This is a genomic window from Rhodoblastus sp. (assembly GCF_041915505.1).
Classification (GTDB): domain Bacteria; phylum Pseudomonadota; class Alphaproteobacteria; order Rhizobiales; family Beijerinckiaceae; genus Rhodoblastus.
Map to the genome: position 1 here is coordinate 1 of NZ_JAYSBG010000004.1, position 22,692 is coordinate 22,692.

Consider the following 22,692-nt stretch of genomic DNA (forward strand, 5'->3'; position numbering starts at 1 on the left):
CGGCAGGCGCGGCGGGCGCCGCCATAGGGGCCGGCAGCGGGGCGGATTCGATCGCGGCCGGCGCGGCGGGCTTGGCGGCTGGCGCAGGCGCGGCGGGCGTAGCCGGCTGGCTGGCGATCGGATCGGGCGAAAGCGGATTTTGCGCGTGGACGGCCAGCGGCGCGGCGCAGAGCGCCGTCGCCGAGACAAGGGCCAGGATCTTCGTCGCGCGCCTCATGATCAAAATTCCTTCAGCCACCGCCGTCCCTTTAAGAACGATGCGGCCGGGTTTGCCAAGTTTTTTGCAGGTCCGCCCGCAAATTCTCCCATTCTGTGGCCTTTTTGCGGCCCTGTGCTTGATCAACGGCTTTTCTGGGTTTTTCGGCGAAACATGACGGAAATTTCATCTGCCGCCGCCTTTCCATCGCCGCGCCCGCCGCCCATATTCCGGGCGTCCGGCCGTTGCGAAACGGTTTCGCGCCGCGCCGTACGCCAAAGGAAATGCGCCAGAGGAGTCGCGCGATGTCGCCCGAAGAACGTCAACTGCTCTCAGACCTGTTCGAACGCGTCCGCGGCCAGGCGGCGACGCCGCGCGATCGCGACGCCGAGACGTTTATCGCCGACGCCGTGCGCGCCCAGCCCTATGCGCCCTATCTGCTGGCGCAGGCCGTGATCGTGCAGGAGCAGGCCCTTCGCGGGGCCGACCAGAGGATTCAGGAGCTGCAGGCCCAGATCGGCCAGCTTCAGGCCCAGGCCCAGTCCGCCCAGCAAGGCGCGGGCGGTGGTTTCTTGGGCGGCTTGTTTGGCGGCGGACAGCGCCCCGCGCCGCAGCCGGCCCCCAGTCCGTGGGGCGCGGCGCCGCAGCAACCGTCCTATGCGCCTCCGCCCCAGCAGGCGGGCTATCCGCAGGCCGGTCCGGCGGGCGGCCCTTCCCCCTGGGGCGGCGCCCCGCAACAGCCGCAAGGCGGCGGCTTCCTTCGTAACGCGCTGGGCGCGGCCGCCGGCGTCGCGGGCGGCGTGCTGCTCGCCGATTCGCTGCGCGGCCTGTTTAGCGGCGGCGGTCATGGCGGCGGCGCCGGCCTGTTCGGCGGCGACAGCGGCTCGGCGCTCGGCGGGCTCGGCGGTGGTCTCGGCAATTCGGCCCTCGGCGGCGGCGAGACCATCGTCAATAATTTCTTCGATACGCCGAACAAGGACCAGAACGCCTCGCAGTCCGATTCGTCGAACAACGATCTTGGCCTTTCGGACGCCGATTTCTCGGGGGACGACGACTTTTCCGGCGACGACGACTACAGCTCGGACGTCTGAGCCGGCGCCGCCCGATCAGCCCGCCCGCCGCAAGGTTGGGCGGGCTTTTTATTGGCTCACGAAGCCTTGCGGCGCAGGCGGATCACCACGTCGACGCGGGCGATCTCCATGCCTTCCGGCGGCTCGGGCAGGCGGCTGAAGTCGATCAGCTCCTTGGGCAGGTCGACCAGCAGATGGGTGTCGTCCTCGGTCAGGAAATGCTGGTGATCGGCGAGATTGGTGTCGAAATAGGTTCTGGCGCCGTCGACCGACACTTCCTTGAGCAGGCCCGCCGAGGTGAACTGGTTGAGCGTGTTGTAGACGGTCGCCAGCGAGATCGGCGCGCGCGCCGCATGGGCCTCCTCGAACAGCCGCTCAGCCGTGACATGGCGGTCGCCGCCGCCGAACAGCAGCCAGCCGAGGCGCAGCCGCTGCCGCGTCGGGCGCAGGCCGGCATCGTTCAGCTTGCGTTTCAGGTCATGCAGCGGACAGCCGCTGAGATCCGCGGCGGCGATGGTGGTCGCATAGACCGTGTCGCGACCTTTCGTCGCGCGATCGGACGTCCGGCGGGCGCGAGACGCGCTTTCCCTTTTCTCCATCACGACGGCCTTTCCGCTCCGCGCGGACGGTGATTGTCCGGGTCGTTTTTCTGACCGCGCTCCTTGTGCGACCGCCACATATAGACTTTTGCGGCGGGGGCGGCAATATCGTCGCGACGGCGCGCCGCTTCGGCGATCCGCATCGGGCCATTGGTCTTTTGACGCGGCTTTCGGCCCTCGGAAGGCTGTGCTAGAAGGCGCGTTTCATAAGCAAGCGTCGCCGCGCGGCGTCACGTCAACACAGGCCCGATCAGGGCCGAACAGGGGAAATGTCCCATATGGGCGAGAGACGCTCCAGTTTCGCTTACGAAGATCTTCTGGCCTGCGGTCGCGGCGAGCTTTTCGGACCGGGCAACGCCCAATTGCCCCTGCCGCCCATGCTGATGTTCGACCGCATCGTGGAGATCGGCGAGGAGGGCGGCGCCCATGGCAAAGGCGTCATTCGCGCCGAATTCGACGTCAAGCCGGACCTGTGGTTTTTCGGCTGCCATTTCCAGGGCGATCCCGTCATGCCGGGCTGCCTCGGCCTTGACGCTTTGTGGCAGCTCACCGGATTTTTCCTCGGCTGGCTCGGCCTGCCCGGCCGCGGCCGCGCGCTCGGCGTCGGCGAGGTGAAATTTTCCGATCAGGTGTTGCCGACGGTCAAAAAAGTCGTCTATGGCGTCGATTTCAAGCGCGTGATGAAGGGCAAGCTCAAGCTCGGCATCGCCGACGGCTGGCTCGAAGCCGACGGCAAGCGCATCTATGAGGTCAAGGACATGCGCGTGGGGCTGTTCCAGCCCGTTGGCGCCTGAGGCCGCTTTCGAGGCGGCCCCGCGAGAAGAGCCGTCCGCCCATCAAGGAGTTGATATCATGAGGCGCGTCGTCGTCACCGGCATCGGCATTGTTTCGTCGATCGGCAATAACGCTGAGGAGGTCACGGCCTCTTTGCGCGCGGCGCGGTCAGGCATCGTCCGCGCCGACAAATATGCGGAGCTGGGTTTCCGCTGCCAGGTCCATGGCGCGCCGACGCTCGATCCCGAAAAACTGGTCGACCGCCGCGCCATGCGCTTCCACGCCATGGGCACCGCCTGGAATCACGTCGCCATGGATCAGGCCATCGCCGATGCGGGCCTGGAGGCGGGCGACGTCGCCAATCCGCGCACCGGAATCATCATGGGCTCGGGCGGCCCCTCGACCCGCACCATCGTCGAATCGGCCGATATCACCCGCACCAAGGGCCCCAAGCGCGTCGGTCCCTTCGCGGTGCCCAAGGCGATGTCCTCGACCGCCTCGGCGACGCTGGCGACCTGGTTCAAGATCAAGGGCGTGAATTATTCGATTTCTTCGGCCTGCTCCACCTCGGCCCATTGCATCGGCAACGCCGCCGAAATGATCCAATATGGCAAGCAGGACGTGATGTTCGCCGGCGGCTGCGAGGAGCTGGACTGGACGCTCTCCGTCCTGTTCGACGCCATGGGCGCGATGTCGTCCTCCTATAACGATACGCCCGCTGTCGCCTCGCGCGCCTATGACGTCGATCGCGACGGCTTCGTCATCGCCGGCGGCGCCGGCGTGGTGGTGCTGGAGGAATATGAGCGCGCCAAGGCGCGCGGCGCCAAGATCTACGCCGAACTGGCCGGCTATGGCCTGACCTCGGACGGTCACGACATGGTGGCGCCTTCGGGCGAGGGCGCCGAGCGCTGCATGCGCATGGCGCTCGAAACCTGCAAGCTTCCGATCGACTATATCAATCCGCACGCGACTTCGACGCCGGTCGGCGATCTCAAGGAGATCGAGGCGATCCGCGCGGTGTTCGGCGCCGACAAATGCCCGCCGATCGCCGCCACCAAATCGCTCACCGGCCATTCGCTGGGCGCCGCCGGCGTGCAGGAGGCGATCTATTCGCTCTTGATGCAGCAGAATAATTTTATTTGCGAAAGCGCCAATATTAACAATCTCGACCCGGCCTTCGCCGATATGAATATCCTGCGCCAGCGCCAGGATGGCCAGCAACTCGGCGTGGTCCTGTCCAATTCCTTCGGATTCGGCGGCACCAATGCGACGCTGATCTTCAAACATATCGACGCCTGACCGAAAGTTTCCGCATGACCACCTCCGCCAAGGGCCTGATGTCGGGCAAGCGCGGCCTCATCATGGGCGTCGCCAACAATCATTCCATCGCCTGGGGCATCGCCCAGGCGGTCGCCGCCGAGGGCGCGGAACTCGCCTTCACTTATCAGGGCGAGGCGCTCGGCAAGCGGGTGAAGCCTTTGGCGGACAGCCTCGGCTCGACCGTGCTGCTGCCCTGCGACGTCGAGGATCTCGCCAGCGTCGACGCGGTTTTCGCGCAACTGGAGCAGAGCTGGGGGACGCTGGATTTCGTCGTCCACGCCATCGGCTTTTCCGACAAGAACGAGCTGAAAGGCCGCTATGTCGACGCCACCACGCGCGAGAACTTCTCGCGCACCATGGTCATTTCGGCTTTTTCCTTCACGGAAATCGCCCAACGCGCGCAAAAGCTGATGCCGAACGGCGGTTCGCTGCTCACGCTGACCTATGGCGGCTCGACCCGCGTCATGCCCAATTACAATGTGATGGGCGTGGCCAAGGCGGCGCTGGAGGCGAGCGTGCGCTATCTCGCCGCCGATCTCGGCGCGCAGGCCATCCGCGTCAACGCCATTTCTGCCGGCCCGATCCGCACGCTCGCCGGCGCCGGTATCGCCGACGCGCGCTTCATGTTCAATTTCCAGAAGGCTCACGCGCCCCTGCGCCGCACCGTGACCATCGAGGACGTCGGCGGCTCGGCGCTTTACCTGCTGTCGGACTTGGCCTCCGGCGTCACCGGCGAGGTGCATTTCGTCGACGCCGGCTACAACATCATCTCCATGCCGCAGCCGGGCAGTCTGAAGACCGACGGCGAATGAAGCGGCTGTGTAAGCGGGGCTTAAACCTTTCCGGGTAAGGCTGGCTCATGTCGCAGAGCCTCTCTCTCCCCTCCGTCCCGGACCGTGTCGCGGCGGGACGTGATATTCTCGTCCAGGCCGGCTGGGTGGTCGGCGCGCTGGCGCTTTCGCTCTTCCTGCAGGATCAGCGCCTCTTCGAGGTCTGGACCGGCGGCGGCTTCTACGACACCGACGACGCCATGCGCATGGCGCAGGTGCGCGATCTGGTCGCCGGCCAGCACTGGTACGACATGACGCAATACCGGCTCGATCCGCCGCAGGCGGTCGCGCTGCACTGGTCGCGCATCGTCGATATTCCGCTCGTTCTGCTGCTGAAGCTGTTCGGGTTGTTCCTGGCGCCGGAACAAGCGGAACGCGCGGCGCGCATCGCCTTTCCGACCGGCGTTCTGGCTGTCTTGCTCGCCGGCGGCGCCTGGGCCGCGCGAATCTTCGCGGATGCGTCGGCGCGGGCCTATGGCGTCCTCGCGGTCCTGCTGTGCGGCGTGATGTTCTGGCAATTTCCGCCCGGCCGCGTCGATCATCACGCGCCACAGATCACTTTGCTGTTCTTTTCCGTCGCCGCGCTCGCCCGGGCCCTCGATCCCGCGGAAGGCCGCTGGGCGGCGCTGTCCGGCGGCTGCATCGCGGTCTCGCTCGGGATTGGGCTGGAAAACATGCCCTTTTTCGTGTTGATCGCAGCGCCGCCCGGTCTCGTCTTCGCCTGGCGCGGCGAGGACGCGCGCCCGATGCTGCTCTCCTTCGCCGCGGGTCTTGGGTTTACGCTCGTCGTCGTCTTCGTTCTGACTGTCGGCGTGTCGCGCTGGCTGGTTCCCGCTTGCGACGCTCTTTCCGCGCCGTGGATGGTCTCCACCCTCGGCGGGTCGGTCGCCTATGGCGTTCTGTCTTTTTCGGGAAAAGCGAGCCGCGTCGCGCGATTCCTCGCCCTCGGCGTCCTGGGCGCCGGCGTCGCGGCGATGCTGGCGCTGCTTTGGCCGGACTGTCTGCGCCCGCCTTATTCCGAGGTCGATCCTTTGCTGAAGAGCCTGTGGATCGATCGCATCGCTGAAAATCAGACCATTTGGCAGGATCTCGCCGGATCGCCGGGGGCGGCGCTGCTGACCACGATCCCGATTCTGATCGGCCTCGCGGGCGCGCTATTCGGCGTCGTCACGTCACGCGGGCTGGCGCGGGCGCGCTGGTTTTTCCTCCTGGCGGTCGTGGCGACGGGCGTGGTCGCCGGTTCGCTCTGCCTGCGCGTCTTCTCCTCGACTATGCCACTCGCCGCCATGGGCCTGCTTGCGCCGGCCTTGTTCGTGCGCGACAGACTCGCCTCCCGCAGCGCGATCGTGGCCGGCGTCCTCTCGTTCCTTTTGCTTTTCGCTCTCTCGGCTTTTGGCGTCGCGATCGCCATGCCGGACCTGCCGCAGCCACTCGACGCCGACCGCCTGCTCGACGCCGCGTGGAAACGCCCCGATCCCTGTCTCGATTCGATCAGTTACGAGCCGCTCGCCGGAATGCCGCCCGGGCTGGCCGTGGCCCCGCTGCAATCGGGAGCCTATCTGCTCGCCCATACGAGTTTGAGCGTGGTGGCGGCGGGCTACCATCGTGGCGAACATGGCAACCGTGCTGTGATCGATATTTTCCGCGCCGAGCCAGCCCAGGCCGAATCGCTCGCGCGCCATGCGGGCGCCAAATATATCTTGCTGTGCTGGGCAACGCCTGGCGACGCCTATTGGTGGAAATATCTGTCGCCGAGCGGTTTGGCCGCGCAGCTTGAGGAGGGCAAGGCGCCGAATTGGCTGCGCGAGCTGACGGCAAAGGACGCCGTAATGCATGTTTTCGAGGTCAGGCCGCCGAATGGCTGAGGACGGCCTACGGCTGACGCTCCGTTTCCTCGGCGTCGGCGGCGCGGCGGCAGTGGCCTATGCCGCGCTGGCGGCGCTGATGACGCGCGCCGGCGTGGCGCCCTGGATCGCCAGCGCCTTCTGCTATGCGGTTTTGATTCCCGTGGTCTATTGGACGCAGCGTCGCGTCACGTTCCGGTCGAATCGGGCGCATAGCGAGGCGTTCCCGCGCTACGTTGCGACGCAAGCGCTGGGCTTAAACCTGGCGGTCTTCCTGCCCCTACTCGCGCCGAAATTCGCTTCGGGCCAGCCGCTCGTCTTTTTCGCAGCCGTCGTCGCCGGGATCTCCGGGCTGAATTTCATCTTGTTGAAATTCTGGACTTTCGCCTCGCGCGCCTGAGGCAGGACTGATCAGCCTTTGCGGATCGTGCCGACGAAATGCAGGCCGCGATCGAATGCCAGCGAAAAAGGCGGGGGATAGAGGCCAAGCGCGGTTTTCCAGCTCGCCCGATAGGCGCCATTGGCGGAGATGATAGCGCGCCATTCTTCGGCCGAGAGATAATTATACGGCAGGCGCACGCCATGGCCTCGATTCCCAACCCAGTCCATGAAGCGCAAAGTCGCGTCGGCGGCGAAACCCTCGCGCAAATGGTCCTTCACCACTACGCCGTTGCGCGCGACGCGGAGACATTCGCCCAGGACGCGGCCGGGATCGTCGGTATGGTGCAGGACATCGACGATCGTCACCCAGTCGAAGGCGCCGTCGCGGAAGGGGATCGTCGCTCCGTCATAGGCGGCCGCCGGAATGGCGACGCGCGGCCGCAGGAAGACGTCGATGCCCTGGTAGCGCAGCGATGGGTTCAACGCCATGACGGACTGGGCGATCGTTCCGTCGCCGCAGCCGACGTCGAGAACGCTGCCGCCGGCCTGCAATTCTTCAGCCACATGCCTGGCGAGGACGCGAACGCGCCGGTTCATGATCGTAGCCTGATGGATGCAGTTGAAATTGGTCTTCATGGCGGCCAGCATGGAATGTCCTCCAGGCGGTTCGAGATGGGTCGTGTCGGGCCTCAGGAGGCGATGCGTTCGGGTGCGTCGTTCCGCACCGGTGCGGATGTTTGTCGCGCCGCGGGCTTCAGGAAGGCAGCCTCATTCCCGGCGCCGCTAGCAAGCAGAAAGCCGCCGAGCGCGTTTTGTGCGCCGACGACCATCAGCGTCGAACCGAGCACCGCGGGCAGGACGTTGCGGATCCCGTCGAAATTGTGATTCTGCCAATAGAACAGCACGCTGGTCAGCAAAGCGAGGCCGAGCAGGAACAAAACGACGCCCGAAAGCAGCATGGTTTCGAGCGAGATCCAGCGGGTCAGCCGGTTCTCGGCTCTTAACGGTTTCCGATAGCCGGCGCGCACGCCATAGAGATGGGTGGAGGCGGCGAACAAAGCGGCGGTGTGCGACATGCCGAGCAGCGAGCCGGCGAGGACCACCCAATAATTGCCGAAAAAGGCGGTCTCCCAGGAGCCGCGGGCCCAGGCCGCGCCGGCCATGGCCAAGATGAACAAGGCGGCGACGGCGGCGAGGGCGCCGGGAACCGCGAAGGCCCAGGCCGGGCTGAGCATCAGCAGATAGCGCAAATGGCGCCAGCCGTCGCGCCAGGGCCGCAGATGCGGCGGCCGGTCGCGGATGTCGGGTGAGAGAGTCGCCGGTGCCTCCGCGATCGCCCGCTCCTTCAGCGCCGCCTTGATGATCATCTCGCTGGCGAATTCCATGCCGGAGCCCGTCAGGCCGAGGCGCAAGAAACAATTCTTGGTGAGGGCGCGCAGGCCGCAATGGGCGTCGCTGACGCCGGCCCCGAAGAAGAGGTTCAGAATGCCGGTGAGGACGGGATTGCCGATATGGCGGTTCTTCCATGGCATGGCGCCGGGTGCGATACCGCCCCGGAAGCGCGAGCCCATGGCGAGATCGGCGCCGTCGCGCAACAGGCGGACGAGGCCGACCGCCTCGCGGAAATCATAGGAGCCGTCACAATCGCCCATCACCAGATAGCGGCCGGAGGCGTCGGAAAAGCCGCCGATCAGCGCCGCGCCATAGCCGCGCGCCGGGACGTCGACCACGCGAACGCCGAGGGCGCGGGCGATGAGCTGGCTGCCATCCGTGCTGCCATTGTCGGCGATCACAATTTCGCCGGACAGGCCGAGGTCGCGGCGCATGAGCGCGAGCGCCTCGCGGGCGTTGGCGATGCAATGGGCCAGACTCTCCGCCTCATTGAGGCAGGGCATGACGATGGAGACGTCGGGGGCGCGGCCGGACGTCTCGTTGATGGCGTGAATTTCCAGCTCGTGCATGACCCATCCCTGCGAAAACGGCAGCGATAGTCGCGCAAGGTCATTGAGATTCCATAAAGAAGGGCGGCCACATGGGCCGCCCTTCAATGCTTTGAAATGGCGCTGGACGTCAGGCTTGTTCTTCGGCCGCTTCGGCTTTGGCTTTGGCTTTGGCTTCGAGGTCTTCGCCGGTCTGCTGGTCGACAACGCGCATCGACAGGCGGACCTTGCCGCGATCGTCGAAGCCGAGCAGCTTGACCTTTACCTTGTCGCCTTCCTTGACCACGTCGGTGGTCTTGGCGACGCGCTGGCTGGAGAGCTGCGAGATGTGGACCAGGCCGTCCTTGGCGCCGAAGAAATTCACGAAGGCGCCGAAATCGGTGGTCTTGACGACCGTGCCTTCATAAATCTGGCCGACTTCCGGATCGGAAGCGATCGACTTGATCCAGTTGATGGCGGCCTTGATCGAATTGCCGTCGCTGGAGGCGATCTTCACCGTGCCGTCGTCCTCGATATTGATCTTGGCGCCGGTCTTTTCGACGATCTCGCGGATCACCTTGCCGCCCGAGCCGATCACTTCGCGGATCTTGTCGGTCGGGATCTTCATGGTCTCGATGCGCGGGGCGAATTCGCCCAGTTCCGCGCGGGCGTTGGTGAGCGCCTTGGCCATTTCGCCGAGAATGTGCAGACGGCCGTCCTTCGCCTGGGCGAGCGCGACCTTCATGATCTCCTCGGTGATGCCGGCGATCTTGATGTCCATCTGAAGCGAGGTGACGCCATGCTCGGTGCCGGCCACCTTGAAGTCCATGTCGCCGAGATGGTCCTCGTCGCCGAGAATGTCGGACAGGACCGCAAAGCGCTCGCCTTCCAGGATCAGGCCCATGGCGATGCCGGCAGTCGGACGCTTTAGCGGCACGCCGGCGTCCATCAGCGCCAGCGAGGAGCCGCAGACCGTGGCCATCGACGAGGAGCCGTTGGACTCGGTGATCTCCGACACGACGCGGATCGTATAGGGGAATTCGGCCGCCGTCGGCAGCATCGGATGGATGGCGCGCCAGGCGAGCTTGCCGTGGCCGATTTCACGGCGGCCCGGCGAGCCCATGCGGCCCGTCTCGCCCACGGAATAGGGCGGGAAGTTGTAGTGCAGCAGGAAGTTTTCCTTATAGGTGCCTTCCAGCGAATCGATGAACTGCTCGTCCTCGCCGGTGCCCAGCGTGGCGACGACCAGAGCCTGGGTCTCGCCGCGGGTGAACACCGCCGAGCCATGGGTGCGCGGCAGTACGCCGACCTGCGCCAGGATCGGGCGCACCGTCTGCAGGTCACGGCCGTCGATGCGGATATGGGTGTCGAGAATGTTCCAGCGCACGACCTTGGCTTGCAGGTCATGGAACACTTCCGAGACCTGCTGCTTGTCGAACTTGGCCTCGCCGCCTTCCGGGAACAAAGCGGCGTTGACCTTGGCCTTCACCGCGTCGACAGCGGCGTAGCGCTGCTGCTTGGCGGTGATCTTGTAGGCTTCGCGCAGTTCGGCCTCGGCGACGTCGGAAACCGCCTTTTCAACGGCGCTCTTGTCGACGATGACGAGATCGCGCGGCTCCTTGGCGGCGCGTTCGGCAAGACGGATGATGGCCTCGATCACCGGCTGGAAGCCGGCATGGCCGGCCATCACGGCGGCGAGCATGGTTTCTTCCGGAAGCTCGCGGGCCTCGGATTCGACCATCAGCACGGCGTCGGCGGTGCCGGCGACGAACAGGTCGAGCTCCGAGGTCTTGGCCTCGTCGATAGTCGGGTTGACCTTGATTTCGCCATTGACGTAGCCGACGCGGGCGCCGCCGACCGGGCCCATGAAGGGGATGCCCGAGATGGTCAGCGCGGCGGAGGCGGCGACCATCGCCAGCACGTCCGGATCATTTTCCATGTCATGGCTCAGCACCGTGACGATGACCTGGGTGTCGTTGCGATAGCCGTCCGGGAACAAGGGGCGGATCGGACGGTCGATCAGGCGCGAAAGCAGTGTCTCGCGCTCGGAGGGACGGCCCTCGCGCTTGAAATAGCCGCCGGGAATGCGGCCGGCCGCGAAGGCCTTTTCCTGATAATTGACGGTGAGGGGGAAGAAATCCTGGCCGGGCTTCGGGGCCTTGGCCGAAACGACGGTGGCCAGCACGGTGGTCTCGCCATAGGAGGCGAAAACAGCGCCGTCAGCCTGGCGGGCGATGCGGCCGGTCTCCAGCGTGAGCTTGCGCCCGCACCAGTCGATTTCCTCGCGATGAATCTCGAACATTCTTTTCGTCTTTCATGAATCAACGCCATCGGCCACGACCTGTGGAGGATGGCGTCCGCGCTCATGGGCGCGGCGGCGGCGCGTGCCGCCGGGCGCCTTTGTTCCGACCGGTCGGACCAAAGGCCGGTTAAAAACCGAAGCGCTCCACCATGGGCAAGACGGCGAGACGTCGCCTGCAACGGCGTCTGACAATCCTGCCATGGCCCGAACGCTTCGTCCGGCTCGACGGGCGGCCCCTGCCGCCGGTCGCTTTTTCGCGCGGTTCCCGCACGAGATTAAAAAAAGCGCGGCCAGGCGAGCTGGCCGCGGCAGAAATTAACGGCGGATGCCGAGACGCTGGATCAGCGTCTTGTAGCGGGCTTCGTCGTTCTTCTTGACGTAGTCGAGAAGCTGACGACGCAGCGAAACCAGCTTGAGCAGGCCGCGACGCGAGTGATTGTCCTTCACATGCGTCTTGAAATGGCCGGTCAGATTGGTGATCCGTTCGGTCAGAATGGCGACCTGAACTTCCGGCGAACCGGTATCGCCCGCCTTGGTGGCGTATTCCTGAATGAGCGCGCTCTTGCGCTCGGCCGTGATCGACATCTCATGTCCTTTCTTGGTTGAGGCGTTGGGCGCGGGGCCGCTCCGGGATGTCGTCCAGGGCGGTCAAGCGCCAACGTCGCCGCAAGCGCGTGCCGGCGGCGAAGTGGGGGTTATACACGAAATTTTTGGCGGGGCCAGCCCCGGAGAAAGGGGCGCTCAAAACGGCAGGTTGAACACGCGGTTGGGCAGGAATTCGCCGCGCTCGACCAGGCCGGAGGCGATCACCACGCCGGCGCAAACCGCATAGGCCGCGCCTTCCGCCGGCGCGTCGCGCCCGCGCAAAATCACCGACTGGCCGCGCCGCGCACGCGCCGCTCCCGCGCGATCCAGCAGGATGCAGGGCAGTTCGGACAGGCCGGCCTCGACGCCGAGCAGATCCTCATGGGCTTGTTCGGGCGTTTCGAGTAATTCGCCCAGCGGCGCGGATTCGTCCTCGATGAACGGGCCGACGCGGGTGCGGCGCAAGGCGATGACATGGCCGTAGCAGCCGAGCGCGCGGCCGAGATCGCGGGCGATGGCGCGCACATAGGTGCCCTTGCCGCATTCGGCCTCCAGCACGGCCTGATCGCCATCGGCGGCGACCAGCCGCAGGGCGTGGACGGTGATCGGGCGCGGCGCCAGATCGACCGCCTCGCCGTCACGGGCAAGGTCATAGGCGCGTTCGCCATTGATTTTGATCGCCGAAAAAGCCGGCGGCTGCTGCATGATCTCGCCGGTGAAGCGCGGCAGCAAAGCGACGATCGCGGCGGGATCCGGGCGCGCGTCGCTGGTCTGGACCGCACGGCCCTCGGTGTCGTCAGTGTCGGTCTCGACGCCCCATTGCACGGTGAAGCGATAGGCCTTTTCACCATCCTGGACGAAGGGCACGGTCTTGGTGGCCTCGCCGAAGGCGACCGGCAGCACGCCCGAGGCGAGGGGGTCCAAAGTGCCGGCATGGCCGGCCTTCTTAGCGTTGAACAGGCGCTTGAGCTTCGACACGGCCTGGGTCGAGGTAATGCCGACCGGCTTGTCCAGAATGACCCAGCCATTGACCTCGACGCGGGTGGAGCGCGGCGCGTTCACGGCGCTTCCTCGGGTTCGTCGGGCGGCGGCTCCGCAAGATCCTGCGCCACCTTCGGCGAATGCAGCAAAGCGTCGATCTTTTCGGCGTTGGAGAAGGATTCGTCGACCTTGAAGCGGATTTCGGGCGCAAATTTCAGATTGACCCGATGCGCCACCTCGCCGCGCAGAAATTTCTTGTGGCGGTCGAGAATGGCGACAATCTGCTCCTGCGCCTGACCGCCGAGCGGCATGACGTAAATGGTGGCGAGCTTGAGATCGGGGCTCATCTTGACCGTGGGCACGGTGACGACCAGCCCGGCGAGATCAGGATCGTTGATTTCGCCGCGCGACAGCAATTGCGCCATGGCGTGGCGGATCAGTTCGGCCACGCGCAGCATGCGCTGGCTCGGCTCGCCGCCCTTGTGGTGTGTTCTGGACATTGTTGCCTCTTGATCGCGCGCCAACACGCGACAACTGCGCTCGATTCACTGGCGAAGGGGCAATGCCCCGCCGCATGGCGCGGGGCTAGGAGCGAACGCGACGCCGAGCCTGATGCGAGGGGCGCCGACCCGCGTGCGGGTCGGCAACGAATTAAAGACTCCGCTTGATTTCCTCGACGCGGTAGCACTCGATGACGTCGCCCTGCCGCATGTCCTGGTAGTTCTCGAAGGCCATGCCGCATTCCTGGCCCGCGACCACGTCCTTGACCTCGTCCTTGAAGCGCTTGAGCGTCGAGAGCTTGCCTTCGTGGACGACGACATTGTCGCGGATGAGGTGGACATGCTGGCCGCGCTCGACCGTGCCGTCGGTGACGAGACAGCCCGCAACCTTGCCGACCTTGGTAATGGTGAAGACTTCGCGGATTTCGGCATTGCCGAGCATGGTTTCGCGCAGGGTCGGCGGCAGCAGGCCCGACATGGCCGCTTTCACATCGTCCACGAGATTGTAGATGATGTTGTAATAGCGGATCTCGATGCCGAGCTTCTCGGACGCCTCGCGCGCCTCCTTGTGGGCGCGGACGTTGAAGCCGATGACCACCGCGCCGGAGGCTTCCGCCAAAGCGACGTCGGATTCGCTGATGCCGCCGACGCCCGCATGAATGACGCGCGCGGCGACCTCGTCGGTGCCGAGCTTCTCCAGCGCCGCGCAAATGGCTTCGACCGAACCCTGCACGTCGCCCTTGATGACCAAAGGCACTTCCTTGCGGCCGGCGGTCTTGAGCTGGCTCATCATGTCGGCGAGCGAGGAGCGCCCCGAGCCGCCGCGGGCGGCGGCCTGATCGCGCTTTTGGCGTTCGCGATATTCGGTGATCTCGCGGGCGCGGGCCTCGGATTCGACCACCGCGACGCGGTCGCCGGCCTCGGGCGCGCCGTTGAAGCCCAGCACTTCCGCCGGGAAGGACGGGCCGGCATGGACGCAATTGGCGCCCTTGTCGTCGATCAGGGCGCGGACGCGGCCCCATTGCGCGCCGGCGACGATGATATTGCCGACCGAAAGCGTGCCGCGCTGGACGAGCACCGTGGCCACCGGGCCGCGGCCGCGGTCGAGCCGCGCCTCGATGACCGTGCCTTCCGCCGAGCGGTCGGGATTGGCCCTGAGGTCGAGCACTTCCGCCTGCAGCGTGATGGCTTCGAGCAGCTTCTCGAGATTGAGCTTCTGCTTGGCGGAGACTTCCACTTCCAGCGTGTCGCCGCCGAGGCTTTCGACCTGCACTTCATATTGCAGCAGCTCGGTGCGGACGCGCTCGGGCTTGGCGTCCGGCTTGTCGATCTTGTTGATGGCGACGATGAGCGGCACGCCCGCCGCCTTGGCGTGGCTGATCGCCTCGATCGTCTGCGGCATGACGCCGTCATCGGCCGCCACCACCAGGACGACGATGTCGGTGACCTTGGCGCCGCGCGCGCGCATGGCGGTGAAGGCGGCGTGGCCGGGCGTGTCGATGAAGGTGATATAGCCGCCGAGCGGCGACTGCACCTGATAGGCGCCGATATGCTGGGTGATGCCGCCGGCCTCGCCGGAGACCACATTGGCCTGGCGGATGGCGTCGAGCAGCGAGGTCTTGCCGTGGTCGACATGGCCCATGATGGTGACGACCGGCGGACGCGCGACGAGCTGCTCGTCGGTGTCCGGCGTGTCGAACAGGCCTTCCTCGACGTCGGATTCGGCGACGCGCTTCACGGTATGGCCGAGTTCCTGGGCGATCAGCTCGGCGGTGTCGGCGTCGATCACATCGGTGATCTTGTGCATCTGGCCCTGGCGCATCAACAGCTTGATGACGTCCACGCCACGTTCCGACATGCGGTTGGCGAGTTCCTGAATGGTGATCGTCTCGGGCAGCACCACTTCGCGCGCCAAACGCTCCTTGGGCTGCTCATAGCCGCCCTTCAGGCGCTGGGTGCGGCGGCGGAAGGCAGCGACCGAACGCGTGCGCTCCTCGCCATCGCCGCCGGCGGTGGCGCTGGTCACCGTGAGGCGGCCGCGATTCTTCATTTCGCCGCCGCGCGTCGGCTTGGGGGCGGGCACAGCCAGCTTGGGCTGGAGAATGGGGCGGCGCGGCTGCAGCGTCGACGGGCCGGCGCCGGTGGAAGACGCGGGCCTGGCCTCGGCGGCGGCCGGCGTCGCCGTGGGTGAGGCGGCGGGCGCGGCCGGCTTCGGCGTGTTGAACACGATCTGCTGCGGCCGGCGCGTATTGCCGCCGGGCGCGAGCGACAGGCCGTGATCGGGCTCGGACGGGGCGGCCGGCGCGGCGCCGGGGGTCAGGCGGCGGCGGGCTTCATCCTCGGCCCTGCGCTTGGCTTCCGCCTCGCGCGCCAGACGGGTCTCTTCTTCCTTCTTGCGGGTCTCGGCGGCTTCGCGCTCGGCGCGGTCGCGGGCCTCGCGCTCGGCGCGGCCGCGGGCGTCGGCCTCCTGGCGGCGGCGATCCTCGTCTTCGCGCAGGCGGGCGTCATTGAGGGCGCGGGCGCGGGCGTCGCGCTCGTCGTCGGTCAGGGTGCGCAGCACGACGCCGGTCTGCGGGCGCGGCGCGGTCGGCTTGACCGGCGGACGACTGGCGGGCGCGGCGGACTGAACCGGAGCGGCGGGGGCAGGGGCGGCGGGCGCGGCTGCCGGAGCCGGTCCCTTGGGCGCCTCATGCGCGCGGCGCTTCACCTTTTCCACCACGACCGCCTTGGTCCGGCCATGCGAAAAGCTCTGACGCACGACGCCCTGCTCGACCGGGCGCTTGAGCGACAGGGTCTTGGTCGGTTGCACGGTCAGAGTTTTATCGCCGGAATTGTTGGAATCGTTCATATCGCTCATGCGTCCCAGGAAATGTCGCCCGTTGGCTTATTTCGCTTATTGGAGTCCGGACCGTTCGCGTCATCGGCGGCGCGGTCCTGCTCCAAAGCCTCATTCAGTGTCAAATCCGGCCCCCCGTCGGAGGCCGCCGTTTCGCCGTCGCCGCGATATAACGCAAGTCGGCGTGCGGAAGCGAGAAAAACCTTCGCTGCGGCGCCGGGTCCGAGCGCGGCGTGAACCACATTGCCGCGCCCGAGCGCGGAATCCATCTCTTCCCCGGCCAGAATGTCGAAGTCCGGCGGCGTGTTTTCGCCGAAGCGGCGGCGCAAGGCCTGCCGCATTTTGCGCTTGCCGTCCGCCGCGCCGTCGCGGGCGTGGATCAGCGCCGCCACCTTGCCGGAGGCGATCGCCGCCTCGACCTTGGCGAAACCCGTCGTGATCAGGCCAGCCTTGTTGGCGAGGGCCAGGCCCTGCGCCGCGTCGCGCCGCAACAGGGTTTCGATCAGATCAGGCAGATCCGCCGCGGCGATCGCCTTGTCGCGAAGGCCTCGCGCGAAAAGCTGCTTTTTCACGGCCTGGGCGACCAGCGCTTTCGACAGGCCGACCCAGACGCCGCGCCCGGGCAATTTGCGTTTGAGATCGGGAACGACCGCGTGGTCGGGTCCCAGCACGAAGCGGATCAGCTCGTCAGGCGCGCGATGCTGGCGCGTGACCAGACAGGTGCGCTCCGGCGCCGTCGCTCCCGCGAGGGGGGCGGCGGCCGGTTCGCAAAGGTCCTGTTTCGTCTCCAGCGCCAAAGCCTTCATGCCTTTCCGCAAGCCCGCGCATCACGCGGACTCGCCGTCCTGTTCGGTTTCGCCGGCTTCTTCAGCCGCCGGCGCGACGAGATCGGCCTCGTCCACCCAACCCATCTTCACGCGGGCGCGCATCACGATGCCCTCGGCCTCGTCGCGGCTCACCTCCAGCCCGTCCAGGAAGCCCGGCGTGCGAATGGTCTCGCCGTTCTTCTTCTCGGTCCAGCCGACCAGATCGTCGGTGGCGCAGCCGGCCAGATCCTCGACGGTCTTCACCTCGTTCTCGCCGAATTTCACCATCATGGCGGTGGTGACGCCCTCGACCTCGCGCAATTCGTCGGCGACGCCGAGTTCGATGCGGCGGGCGTCCTGCTCGGCCTCGATCCGGGCGAGATATTCGCGGGCGCGGTTCTGGATCTCTTCGGCGGTGTCGGCGTCAAAGCCCTCGATCGCGGCGACTTCGCCCACATCGACATAGGCCAGTTCGTCGACGCTGCGGAAGCCTTCGGACGCCAGCAACTGGCCGACCACCTCGTCCACGTCCAGCGCCTGCATGAAGGTCTGGGTGCGCTCGACGAATTCCTTCTGGCGGCGCTCGGATTCCTCGGCCTCGGTCAGAATGTCGATGTCCCAGCCGGTGAGCTGCGAGGCGAGGCGCACGTTCTGGCCGCGGCGGCCGATGGCCAGCGAAAGCTGGTCGTCCGGCACGACGACCTCGATGCGCGCGCTATCCTCGTCCAGCACCACCTTGACGACTTCCGCCGGCTGCAGCGCGTTGACGATGAAAGTGGCGGCGTCGGCCGACCAGGGAATGATGTCGATCTTCTCGCCCTGCAGCTCGTTGACCACCGCCTGCACGCGCGAGCCGCGCATGCCGACGCAGGCGCCGACGGGATCAATGGAGGAATCGCGCGAGGTCACGGCGATTTTCGCGCGGGAGCCCGGATCGCGCGCCACGGATTTGACCTCGATCACGCCGTCGTAGATTTCCGGCACTTCCTGCTGGAACAGCTTGGACATGAATTGCGGATGGGTGCGCGACAGGAAGATCTGCGGCCCGCGCTGTTCGCGGCGCACGTCATAGACATAGGCGCGAACGCGGTCGCCGGGGCGGAACAATTCGCGCGGGATCATTTCGTCGCGGCGGATGATCGCCTCGGCGCGGCCGAGATCGACAATCACATTGCCATATTCGACGCGCTTGACGACGCCATTGATGATGTCGCCGATGCGGTCCTTGAATTCCTCATATTGGCGGTCGCGCTCGGCTTCGCGCACCTTCTGCACGATGACCTGCTTGGCCGATTGCGCGGCGATGCGGCCGAAATCGATCGGCGGCAGCGGCTCGGCGATCCAGTCGCCGACTTCCGCCGCCGGATTGCGCTTGCGGGCGTCGGCGAGCAAAATCTGGGTGGCGTCGTTCTCGACCTGGTCGACCACCAGCATCAGGCGCGAATAGCGGGTGTCGCCGGTGCGCGGGTCGATGTCCACGCGGATTTCCGTCTCCTGGCCGTAGCGGGAACGCGCCGCTTTCGCCATCGCATCCGCCATCGAGGCAAGAACGATCGAACGGTCGATCGACTTGTCGCGCGCGACGGCGTCGGCGATCTGCAAGAGTTCCAGCCTGTTGGCGCTGACGGCCATGGGTTTTCTCCTATCGGGTCTTTATTTGGTCGTCGGACGGCGCGAAGCTTGGGTCTTTCCGCCGCCGCCTTTCTTGAATTGCGCCCGGACGCCGGCCGGCATGACGGGCTTCGCCTTCGGCGCAGCCTTGCCGGGTCCGAAATTTTTCCGCGCCGGCTTTTCATTTGCCTCGGGCGCGGCCTCGTCCTCGCTGTCCGCTTCGCCCTCGCCGCGGGCCAAAGCCTTGGCGGCGCGCAGGGATTCGCGGATCAGCCCCTCGGTCAGCACCAACTTGGCCTCGTCGAGGTCGCGCAGCATCAGTTTCGGCGTCTTGTCCTCGTCCGGGCCGGCGTCGGCCCGCTCGATGATCACGACGCAATCGCGGCCTTCGCCCTCGACGGCGCGGATCGGTCCGCGAAACCGCTTGCGGCCGCTCGCATGGGCGTGGGCCAGTTCGATCCGCGCCTCCTTGCCGATGGCGCGGCGGAAGTCCGACGCGCGCACCAGCGGGCGGTCGATGCCCGGCGAGGAAATCTCCAGTCGATAGGCCTGTTTGATCGGGTCCTCGACATCGATCACCGGCGACAGCGCGTCGTGGATTTCCTCGCAATCGTCGATGGTGAGGGTCCCGTCCGGCCGCTCCGCCATGATCTGAACGGTCGTCCCCTGGCCCGACATGATCTTCACGCGGACCAGCCGGTAGCCCATCGAAACGAGCACGCGTTCGGACAAAGCCGCGACGCGGGCGGCCACGCCATTCTCCTCGACAAAGCGCGGCTCGTCGAGCGGCGCGTCGATGTCCTGAAGGGTCTGAAGCGGCGGTTCCTGCGTGTCGTTCAAATGGTTCGTCCGAAGGGCTGTGCAAGAGGGCTATGCAAGCCGGGTAAAACAAAAAAGAGCGGGTCCCGCCAGGGCCCCACTCCCGCTAAGCCCTCGCGGGCATGACGAAGATGTTGACTGATCGCTATATAGGTCAAAGCGCTCCCGCGCGCAAGGGCGATGACGCGCCTAACCCTCCAATATTCCGGTCGGCAGCCCGTCGAAACTCAGCGCGTTCTTCTCCCGCCAATAGGCGCGGATGCCATCCTCGCCTTTCTTCTCGGCCCATTTCACCAGCGTGTCGCGCTGGCCGGCGAAATCCATCAAGGGCACGCCGAAGCCGCAGGAGGTGATGATTTCCTCGACCTCGACGGCGACGATCTGCCTCTTGCCGGGAAGGTCGCCGAAATGAGCGGCGAGCGCCTCCCAGTTGGGCGCGTCGACGCCGATCGCCCGGCCTGTTCCGTAGAGCCGCAGGATGTTCGGCGGACCGTCGAAGGCGCAGAACATCAGTGTGATGCGGTCGCTGAGCCGGAGATGGGCGGCGGTTTCGTTGCCGCTGCCGGTGAGATTGAGAAAGGCGACGCTTTTCGGCCCCAGCACGGCGAAGCTGCCGTCGAGGCCCTTGGGGCTGAGATTGACCCGGCCTTCCGGCCCGGCGGTGGCGACGAAAAAGATCTTCTGCGCCTCGATGAAAGCCCGCAGCCTGTCGTCGATTCCCTCATGCCGTTTCGCCATCGTCCGCCCTCACATCGCGTCCAGACCTAGGTCTCGTCTTTTCCTGCGGCTCAATCCGCCGAGCACGAGACGATAGGACGCCTGGATCAGGTCGCGCAATTCGTCGCCGTCGACTTCGAGGCCTTGGGCCTGAATCCATTTCAGGCCCCGCGAGGCGAGATAGGGCGCGGGACGAAATCCCGCGCGTTCCGGCAGGACCATGAAGGCGATCTCGCTCGCCTTGAAGGAATAAGCCGGCGCGTCCTCCGTCCCGCCACCGATGCAAAACACCTTGCCGCCGATCTTCCAGACATGATGGCCGCCCCATTGCACGACATGGGTCGTGGCGGGCAGAGCGGCGCAAAAGGCGTTGTACTGGTCGTGGTTCATTGTCCTCTTGCCGCGACGCGGTCGCGGCGCGCCCCTCGCACGAGCTCGGCGTCACATTCGTTCCTAGTTCCCTTTGCCGACAGCATCGGCAAAGGGGTTCGATTTGCCGTTCCGGCTCCGATGTTATAGGGATCGCGCCCTCGAACGATAGAGGCCCCGATGAATCGCGTCGCGCTCGAAGCCGCCCGGAAAAGCGTCGAAATCGAAGAGGCCGGCGTCGCCAGGCTGCGCGCCGCGCTTGACGGCGCCTTGGGCGAGGCGCTGGAACAGGCCATTGCGGCGATCCGGGCTTCGCGCGGGCGGGTGATCGTCAGCGGCATGGGCAAGAGCGGCCATATCGGGCGCAAGGTCGCCGCGACTCTGGCCTCGACCGGCACGCCCGCCTTTTTCCTGCACCCGGCCGAGGCGAGCCATGGCGATCTCGGCATGGTCACCACCGACGATGTGGTGCTGGCCTTTTCCTGGTCGGGCGAGACGGCCGAACTGGCCGATCTGATCGAATATGCCAAGCGCTTCGCCATTCCGCTGATCGCCGCCGCGTCGCGTCGCGACAGCGCGCTCGGCCGCGCCGCCGACATATTGCTCGAACTGCCGCAGGTCGAGGAGGCCTGCCCCAATGGCCTCGCGCCGACTACCTCCACCACCATCCAGCTCGTGCTGGGCGATGCTTTGGCCGTGGCGCTGATCGAGGATCGCGGCTTTTCCGCGCAGGATTTCCGTCTGTTCCATCCCGGCGGCAAGCTTGGCGCGCGGCTGCACAAGGTCGACGATCTGATGCATGGCGGCGACGACATGCCGCTGCTGCCGGAAAGCGCCGGGATGGGCGAGGTCATCCTCACCATGACCGGCAAGAGACTCGGCTGTGTCGGGCTGGTCGACGCCGAGGGACGGCTCGCCGGCATCATCACTGACGGCGATTTGCGCCGTCACTGGAACGGGCTTTTGCAGGATCAGAAGCCGCGCGAGATCATGACCCGCGCGCCGCTCACCGCGCCGCTCGGCGCCTTGGCGTCCTCGGCGCTGGAAATCATGAATCGCAAGAAGATCACGGTGCTGTTCATCCTCGACGCCGGTAAGCCGGCCGGCATCCTGCACATCCACGACCTGCTGCGCGCCGGCGTGGCCTGACCGCGCTCACGCGGGAGCGACCTCGGCCTTTCCCGACCGGCTGGCTGTCATTCGGCCGTAATCGAAGCTTGATCTCACACCGATCTCCTGCTTGTGGCGGCGCAGGAATCGCTCCATCCGCGACCGGCCGAGCGCCTTGAGCTCATTGAGGAAACCGGCCTCGGCGAGCAACCGGCTCGACCCCGCATAGGACGACAGCTCCCCATCGCCATGAACCAGATGGAGGCGGATGATGGAATGTCTTTCCGCGGATAATTCGCCCGTCTCGACGAGACGGTTGCGCTCGTCGATCCGCCGCAGTTCGGCGAGCAGGCTGGCGTTGAAGACGATTTCATTGAGCCGGTCGAAAATTTCCTGCGGCGTGGTCGGAATTTCCTCGCGCATCAGCGGATTGAGCTGGACGATCAGCACGTCGCGCACATTGGTTTCCTCGATCATCGGCTCGATCGCCGGATTGGCGACATAGCCGCCGTCCCAATAGCCTTCGCCGTCGATAAGGGGCGTCTGAAACAATTGCGGCAAAGTGGCCGAGGCCAGCACGATGTCGGTATTGAGTTCATATTCGCGAAAGATGCGCAGGGCGCCGGTCGCGACATGGGTGGTGTTGATGAAGAGCTTGATCTTGTTCTGGTCGCGAACCCGCTCGTACTGGATGTAATGATCGAGCAGATCGCGCAAGGGATTGAAATTGCGCGGGTTGAATTGGTAGGGCGAAAACGCCCGCATCATGCCGACGCCGAACAGATAGAGCGGCGATCGGGTGAGGTCGTAGCGAGGGTCGGAAGCGAACGGCAGCGGCCGGAAAAGAGAACTCTTGCTTCCGGCCTCGGCGACGCCGCGCCAGAAATCGTCGAGCTGTTCGCGGGCGAAAGCCTTGCCGGCCTCAAGAATGCCTTCGACCGCGACAATGGCGTTGATGGCCCCGGCCGACGTGCCGCTCACCGCGGCAATCTCGATATCCTCTTCTTCAAGCAGACGGTCGAGCACGCCCCAGGTAAAGGCGCCATGGGCGCCGCCGCCCTGCAAGGCCAGATTGAGCTTGATCATGATCGCGAAATCCGAACGGACGAACGGCGATCATTGC

Annotated in this window: 22 protein-coding genes; 8 read left to right on the top strand and 14 right to left on the bottom strand. The window is 66.0% G+C overall.

Annotation, left to right across the window (positions count from 1 at the left end; genetic code table 11):
- Together ACE3S9_RS00570 and ACE3S9_RS00575 are read left to right on the top strand one after the other, a co-directional pair.
- On the top strand, positions 1-374 hold a 374-nt coding region (locus ACE3S9_RS00570; protein WP_374544478.1), incomplete at its 5' end, for a hypothetical protein.
- Between the two features lie 127 nt (positions 375-501).
- Positions 502-1,287 carry a DUF2076 domain-containing protein gene (locus ACE3S9_RS00575; protein WP_374544479.1) on the top strand — a complete coding sequence of 262 codons (786 nt, stop codon included), beginning with the start codon at positions 502-504 and terminating at the stop codon, positions 1,285-1,287.
- Between the two features lie 56 nt (positions 1,288-1,343).
- Here the strand turns inward: ACE3S9_RS00575 and irrA are convergent, their stop codons facing one another.
- Positions 1,344-1,865: an iron response transcriptional regulator IrrA gene (irrA, locus tag ACE3S9_RS00580; RefSeq protein ID WP_374544507.1), complete on the bottom strand. Its 522-nt coding sequence runs from the start codon at positions 1,863-1,865 to the stop codon at positions 1,344-1,346.
- 278 nt (positions 1,866-2,143) lie between these two features.
- Here irrA and fabA point away from each other — a divergent pair, with 278 nt between their 5' ends.
- Genes fabA through ACE3S9_RS00605 form a run of 5 tightly spaced genes read left to right on the top strand, consistent with a single transcriptional unit; the run spans position 2,144 to position 7,033 of the window.
- Positions 2,144-2,659, top strand: a complete 516-nt coding sequence (gene fabA / locus ACE3S9_RS00585) for a 3-hydroxyacyl-[acyl-carrier-protein] dehydratase FabA (protein ID WP_374544480.1) — start codon at positions 2,144-2,146, stop codon at positions 2,657-2,659.
- A gap of 58 nt (positions 2,660-2,717) precedes the next feature.
- Entirely contained in the window at positions 2,718-3,938 is a 1,221-nt protein-coding gene (gene fabB, locus ACE3S9_RS00590) for a beta-ketoacyl-ACP synthase I (RefSeq protein WP_374544481.1), read from the top strand.
- A gap of 14 nt (positions 3,939-3,952) precedes the next feature.
- Entirely contained in the window at positions 3,953-4,771 is an 819-nt protein-coding gene (gene fabI, locus ACE3S9_RS00595; protein ID WP_374544482.1) for an enoyl-ACP reductase FabI, read from the top strand.
- A gap of 47 nt (positions 4,772-4,818) precedes the next feature.
- Complete coding sequence (locus ACE3S9_RS00600; RefSeq protein ID WP_374544483.1) at positions 4,819-6,654, top strand: hypothetical protein; 1,836 nt, start codon at positions 4,819-4,821, stop codon at positions 6,652-6,654.
- Positions 6,647-7,033 (top strand): GtrA family protein, encoded by a 387-nt coding sequence (locus tag ACE3S9_RS00605; RefSeq protein WP_374544484.1) that lies wholly within the window; start codon positions 6,647-6,649, stop codon positions 7,031-7,033. The genes ACE3S9_RS00600 and ACE3S9_RS00605 overlap by 8 nt, the downstream gene beginning before the upstream one ends.
- Positions 7,034-7,044: 11 nt before the next feature.
- Here the strand turns inward: ACE3S9_RS00605 and ACE3S9_RS00610 are convergent, their stop codons facing one another.
- From ACE3S9_RS00610 to ACE3S9_RS00665, 12 genes are all read right to left on the bottom strand, one after another.
- Complete coding sequence (locus ACE3S9_RS00610) at positions 7,045-7,662, bottom strand: class I SAM-dependent methyltransferase (protein ID WP_374544485.1); 618 nt, start codon at positions 7,660-7,662, stop codon at positions 7,045-7,047.
- A gap of 41 nt (positions 7,663-7,703) precedes the next feature.
- Complete coding sequence (locus ACE3S9_RS00615) at positions 7,704-8,975, bottom strand: glycosyltransferase family 2 protein (RefSeq protein WP_374544486.1); 1,272 nt, start codon at positions 8,973-8,975, stop codon at positions 7,704-7,706.
- A 109-nt stretch (positions 8,976-9,084) separates the two neighbouring features.
- Complete coding sequence (pnp, locus tag ACE3S9_RS00620) at positions 9,085-11,235, bottom strand: polyribonucleotide nucleotidyltransferase (RefSeq protein WP_374544487.1); 2,151 nt, start codon at positions 11,233-11,235, stop codon at positions 9,085-9,087.
- Between the two features lie 315 nt (positions 11,236-11,550).
- Entirely contained in the window at positions 11,551-11,820 is a 270-nt protein-coding gene (gene rpsO, locus ACE3S9_RS00625) for a 30S ribosomal protein S15 (RefSeq protein WP_374544488.1), read from the bottom strand.
- A gap of 156 nt (positions 11,821-11,976) precedes the next feature.
- Positions 11,977-12,882, bottom strand: a complete 906-nt coding sequence (gene truB / locus ACE3S9_RS00630; protein WP_374544489.1) for a tRNA pseudouridine(55) synthase TruB — start codon at positions 12,880-12,882, stop codon at positions 11,977-11,979.
- On the bottom strand, positions 12,879-13,301 hold the full coding sequence (gene rbfA / locus ACE3S9_RS00635; RefSeq protein ID WP_374544490.1) for a 30S ribosome-binding factor RbfA: 423 nt from the start codon (positions 13,299-13,301) through the stop codon (positions 12,879-12,881). Before rbfA ends, truB begins: the two co-directional genes overlap by 4 nt.
- A gap of 151 nt (positions 13,302-13,452) precedes the next feature.
- On the bottom strand, positions 13,453-16,149 hold the full coding sequence (gene infB, locus ACE3S9_RS00640; protein WP_374544508.1) for a translation initiation factor IF-2: 2,697 nt from the start codon (positions 16,147-16,149) through the stop codon (positions 13,453-13,455).
- A 5-nt stretch (positions 16,150-16,154) separates the two neighbouring features.
- The gene (locus tag ACE3S9_RS00645; protein ID WP_374544491.1) at positions 16,155-16,943 is read right to left on the bottom strand and encodes an RNA-binding protein; all 789 of its coding nucleotides are present in this window, start codon (positions 16,941-16,943) and stop codon (positions 16,155-16,157) included.
- A 21-nt stretch (positions 16,944-16,964) separates the two neighbouring features.
- A complete protein-coding gene (gene nusA / locus ACE3S9_RS00650; RefSeq protein ID WP_374544492.1) occupies positions 16,965-18,575 on the bottom strand; it encodes a transcription termination factor NusA in 1,611 nt (536 codons plus the stop codon).
- A 21-nt stretch (positions 18,576-18,596) separates the two neighbouring features.
- Positions 18,597-19,394 (bottom strand): ribosome maturation factor RimP, encoded by a 798-nt coding sequence (rimP, locus tag ACE3S9_RS00655; protein ID WP_374544493.1) that lies wholly within the window; start codon positions 19,392-19,394, stop codon positions 18,597-18,599.
- Positions 19,395-19,562: 168 nt separating this feature from the next.
- Entirely contained in the window at positions 19,563-20,111 is a 549-nt protein-coding gene (locus tag ACE3S9_RS00660) for a pyridoxamine 5'-phosphate oxidase family protein (protein ID WP_374544494.1), read from the bottom strand.
- A 9-nt stretch (positions 20,112-20,120) separates the two neighbouring features.
- Positions 20,121-20,480, bottom strand: a complete 360-nt coding sequence (locus ACE3S9_RS00665) for an MmcQ/YjbR family DNA-binding protein (RefSeq protein WP_374544495.1) — start codon at positions 20,478-20,480, stop codon at positions 20,121-20,123.
- 159 nt (positions 20,481-20,639) lie between these two features.
- On the opposite strand from ACE3S9_RS00665, the gene ACE3S9_RS00670 reads away from it, so the two are divergent.
- Complete coding sequence (locus ACE3S9_RS00670) at positions 20,640-21,608, top strand: SIS domain-containing protein (RefSeq protein ID WP_374544496.1); 969 nt, start codon at positions 20,640-20,642, stop codon at positions 21,606-21,608.
- 6 nt (positions 21,609-21,614) lie between these two features.
- Here ACE3S9_RS00670 and ACE3S9_RS00675 read toward each other — a convergent pair whose 3' ends face one another.
- Complete coding sequence (locus ACE3S9_RS00675; RefSeq protein ID WP_374544497.1) at positions 21,615-22,655, bottom strand: patatin-like phospholipase family protein; 1,041 nt, start codon at positions 22,653-22,655, stop codon at positions 21,615-21,617.
- Positions 22,656-22,692: the final 37 nt, after the last annotated feature.

Bases quoted from the DNA above. Each gene is read 5' to 3' on its own strand.
- ACE3S9_RS00610 (WP_374544485.1), bottom strand. From the start codon at position 7,662: ATGCTGGCCGCCATGAAGACCAATTTCAACTGCATCCATCAGGCTACG.
- ACE3S9_RS00675 (WP_374544497.1), bottom strand. From the start codon at position 22,655: ATGATCAAGCTCAATCTGGCCTTGCAGGGCGGCGGCGCCCATGGCGCC.
- ACE3S9_RS00660 (WP_374544494.1), bottom strand. From the start codon at position 20,111: ATGGCGAAACGGCATGAGGGAATCGACGACAGGCTGCGGGCTTTCATC.
- ACE3S9_RS00665 (WP_374544495.1), bottom strand. From the start codon at position 20,480: ATGAACCACGACCAGTACAACGCCTTTTGCGCCGCTCTGCCCGCCACG.
- infB (WP_374544508.1), bottom strand. From the start codon at position 16,149: ATGAACGATTCCAACAATTCCGGCGATAAAACTCTGACCGTGCAACCG.
- ACE3S9_RS00645 (WP_374544491.1), bottom strand. From the start codon at position 16,943: ATGAAGGCTTTGGCGCTGGAGACGAAACAGGACCTTTGCGAACCGGCC.
- fabI (WP_374544482.1), top strand. From the start codon at position 3,953: ATGACCACCTCCGCCAAGGGCCTGATGTCGGGCAAGCGCGGCCTCATC.
- fabA (WP_374544480.1), top strand. From the start codon at position 2,144: ATGGGCGAGAGACGCTCCAGTTTCGCTTACGAAGATCTTCTGGCCTGC.
- fabB (WP_374544481.1), top strand. From the start codon at position 2,718: ATGAGGCGCGTCGTCGTCACCGGCATCGGCATTGTTTCGTCGATCGGC.
- pnp (WP_374544487.1), bottom strand. From the start codon at position 11,235: ATGTTCGAGATTCATCGCGAGGAAATCGACTGGTGCGGGCGCAAGCTC.
- ACE3S9_RS00615 (WP_374544486.1), bottom strand. From the start codon at position 8,975: ATGCACGAGCTGGAAATTCACGCCATCAACGAGACGTCCGGCCGCGCC.
- rbfA (WP_374544490.1), bottom strand. From the start codon at position 13,301: ATGTCCAGAACACACCACAAGGGCGGCGAGCCGAGCCAGCGCATGCTG.
- ACE3S9_RS00600 (WP_374544483.1), top strand. From the start codon at position 4,819: ATGTCGCAGAGCCTCTCTCTCCCCTCCGTCCCGGACCGTGTCGCGGCG.
- irrA (WP_374544507.1), bottom strand. From the start codon at position 1,865: ATGGAGAAAAGGGAAAGCGCGTCTCGCGCCCGCCGGACGTCCGATCGC.
- ACE3S9_RS00670 (WP_374544496.1), top strand. From the start codon at position 20,640: ATGAATCGCGTCGCGCTCGAAGCCGCCCGGAAAAGCGTCGAAATCGAA.
- nusA (WP_374544492.1), bottom strand. From the start codon at position 18,575: ATGGCCGTCAGCGCCAACAGGCTGGAACTCTTGCAGATCGCCGACGCC.
- ACE3S9_RS00605 (WP_374544484.1), top strand. From the start codon at position 6,647: ATGGCTGAGGACGGCCTACGGCTGACGCTCCGTTTCCTCGGCGTCGGC.
- rpsO (WP_374544488.1), bottom strand. From the start codon at position 11,820: ATGTCGATCACGGCCGAGCGCAAGAGCGCGCTCATTCAGGAATACGCC.
- ACE3S9_RS00575 (WP_374544479.1), top strand. From the start codon at position 502: ATGTCGCCCGAAGAACGTCAACTGCTCTCAGACCTGTTCGAACGCGTC.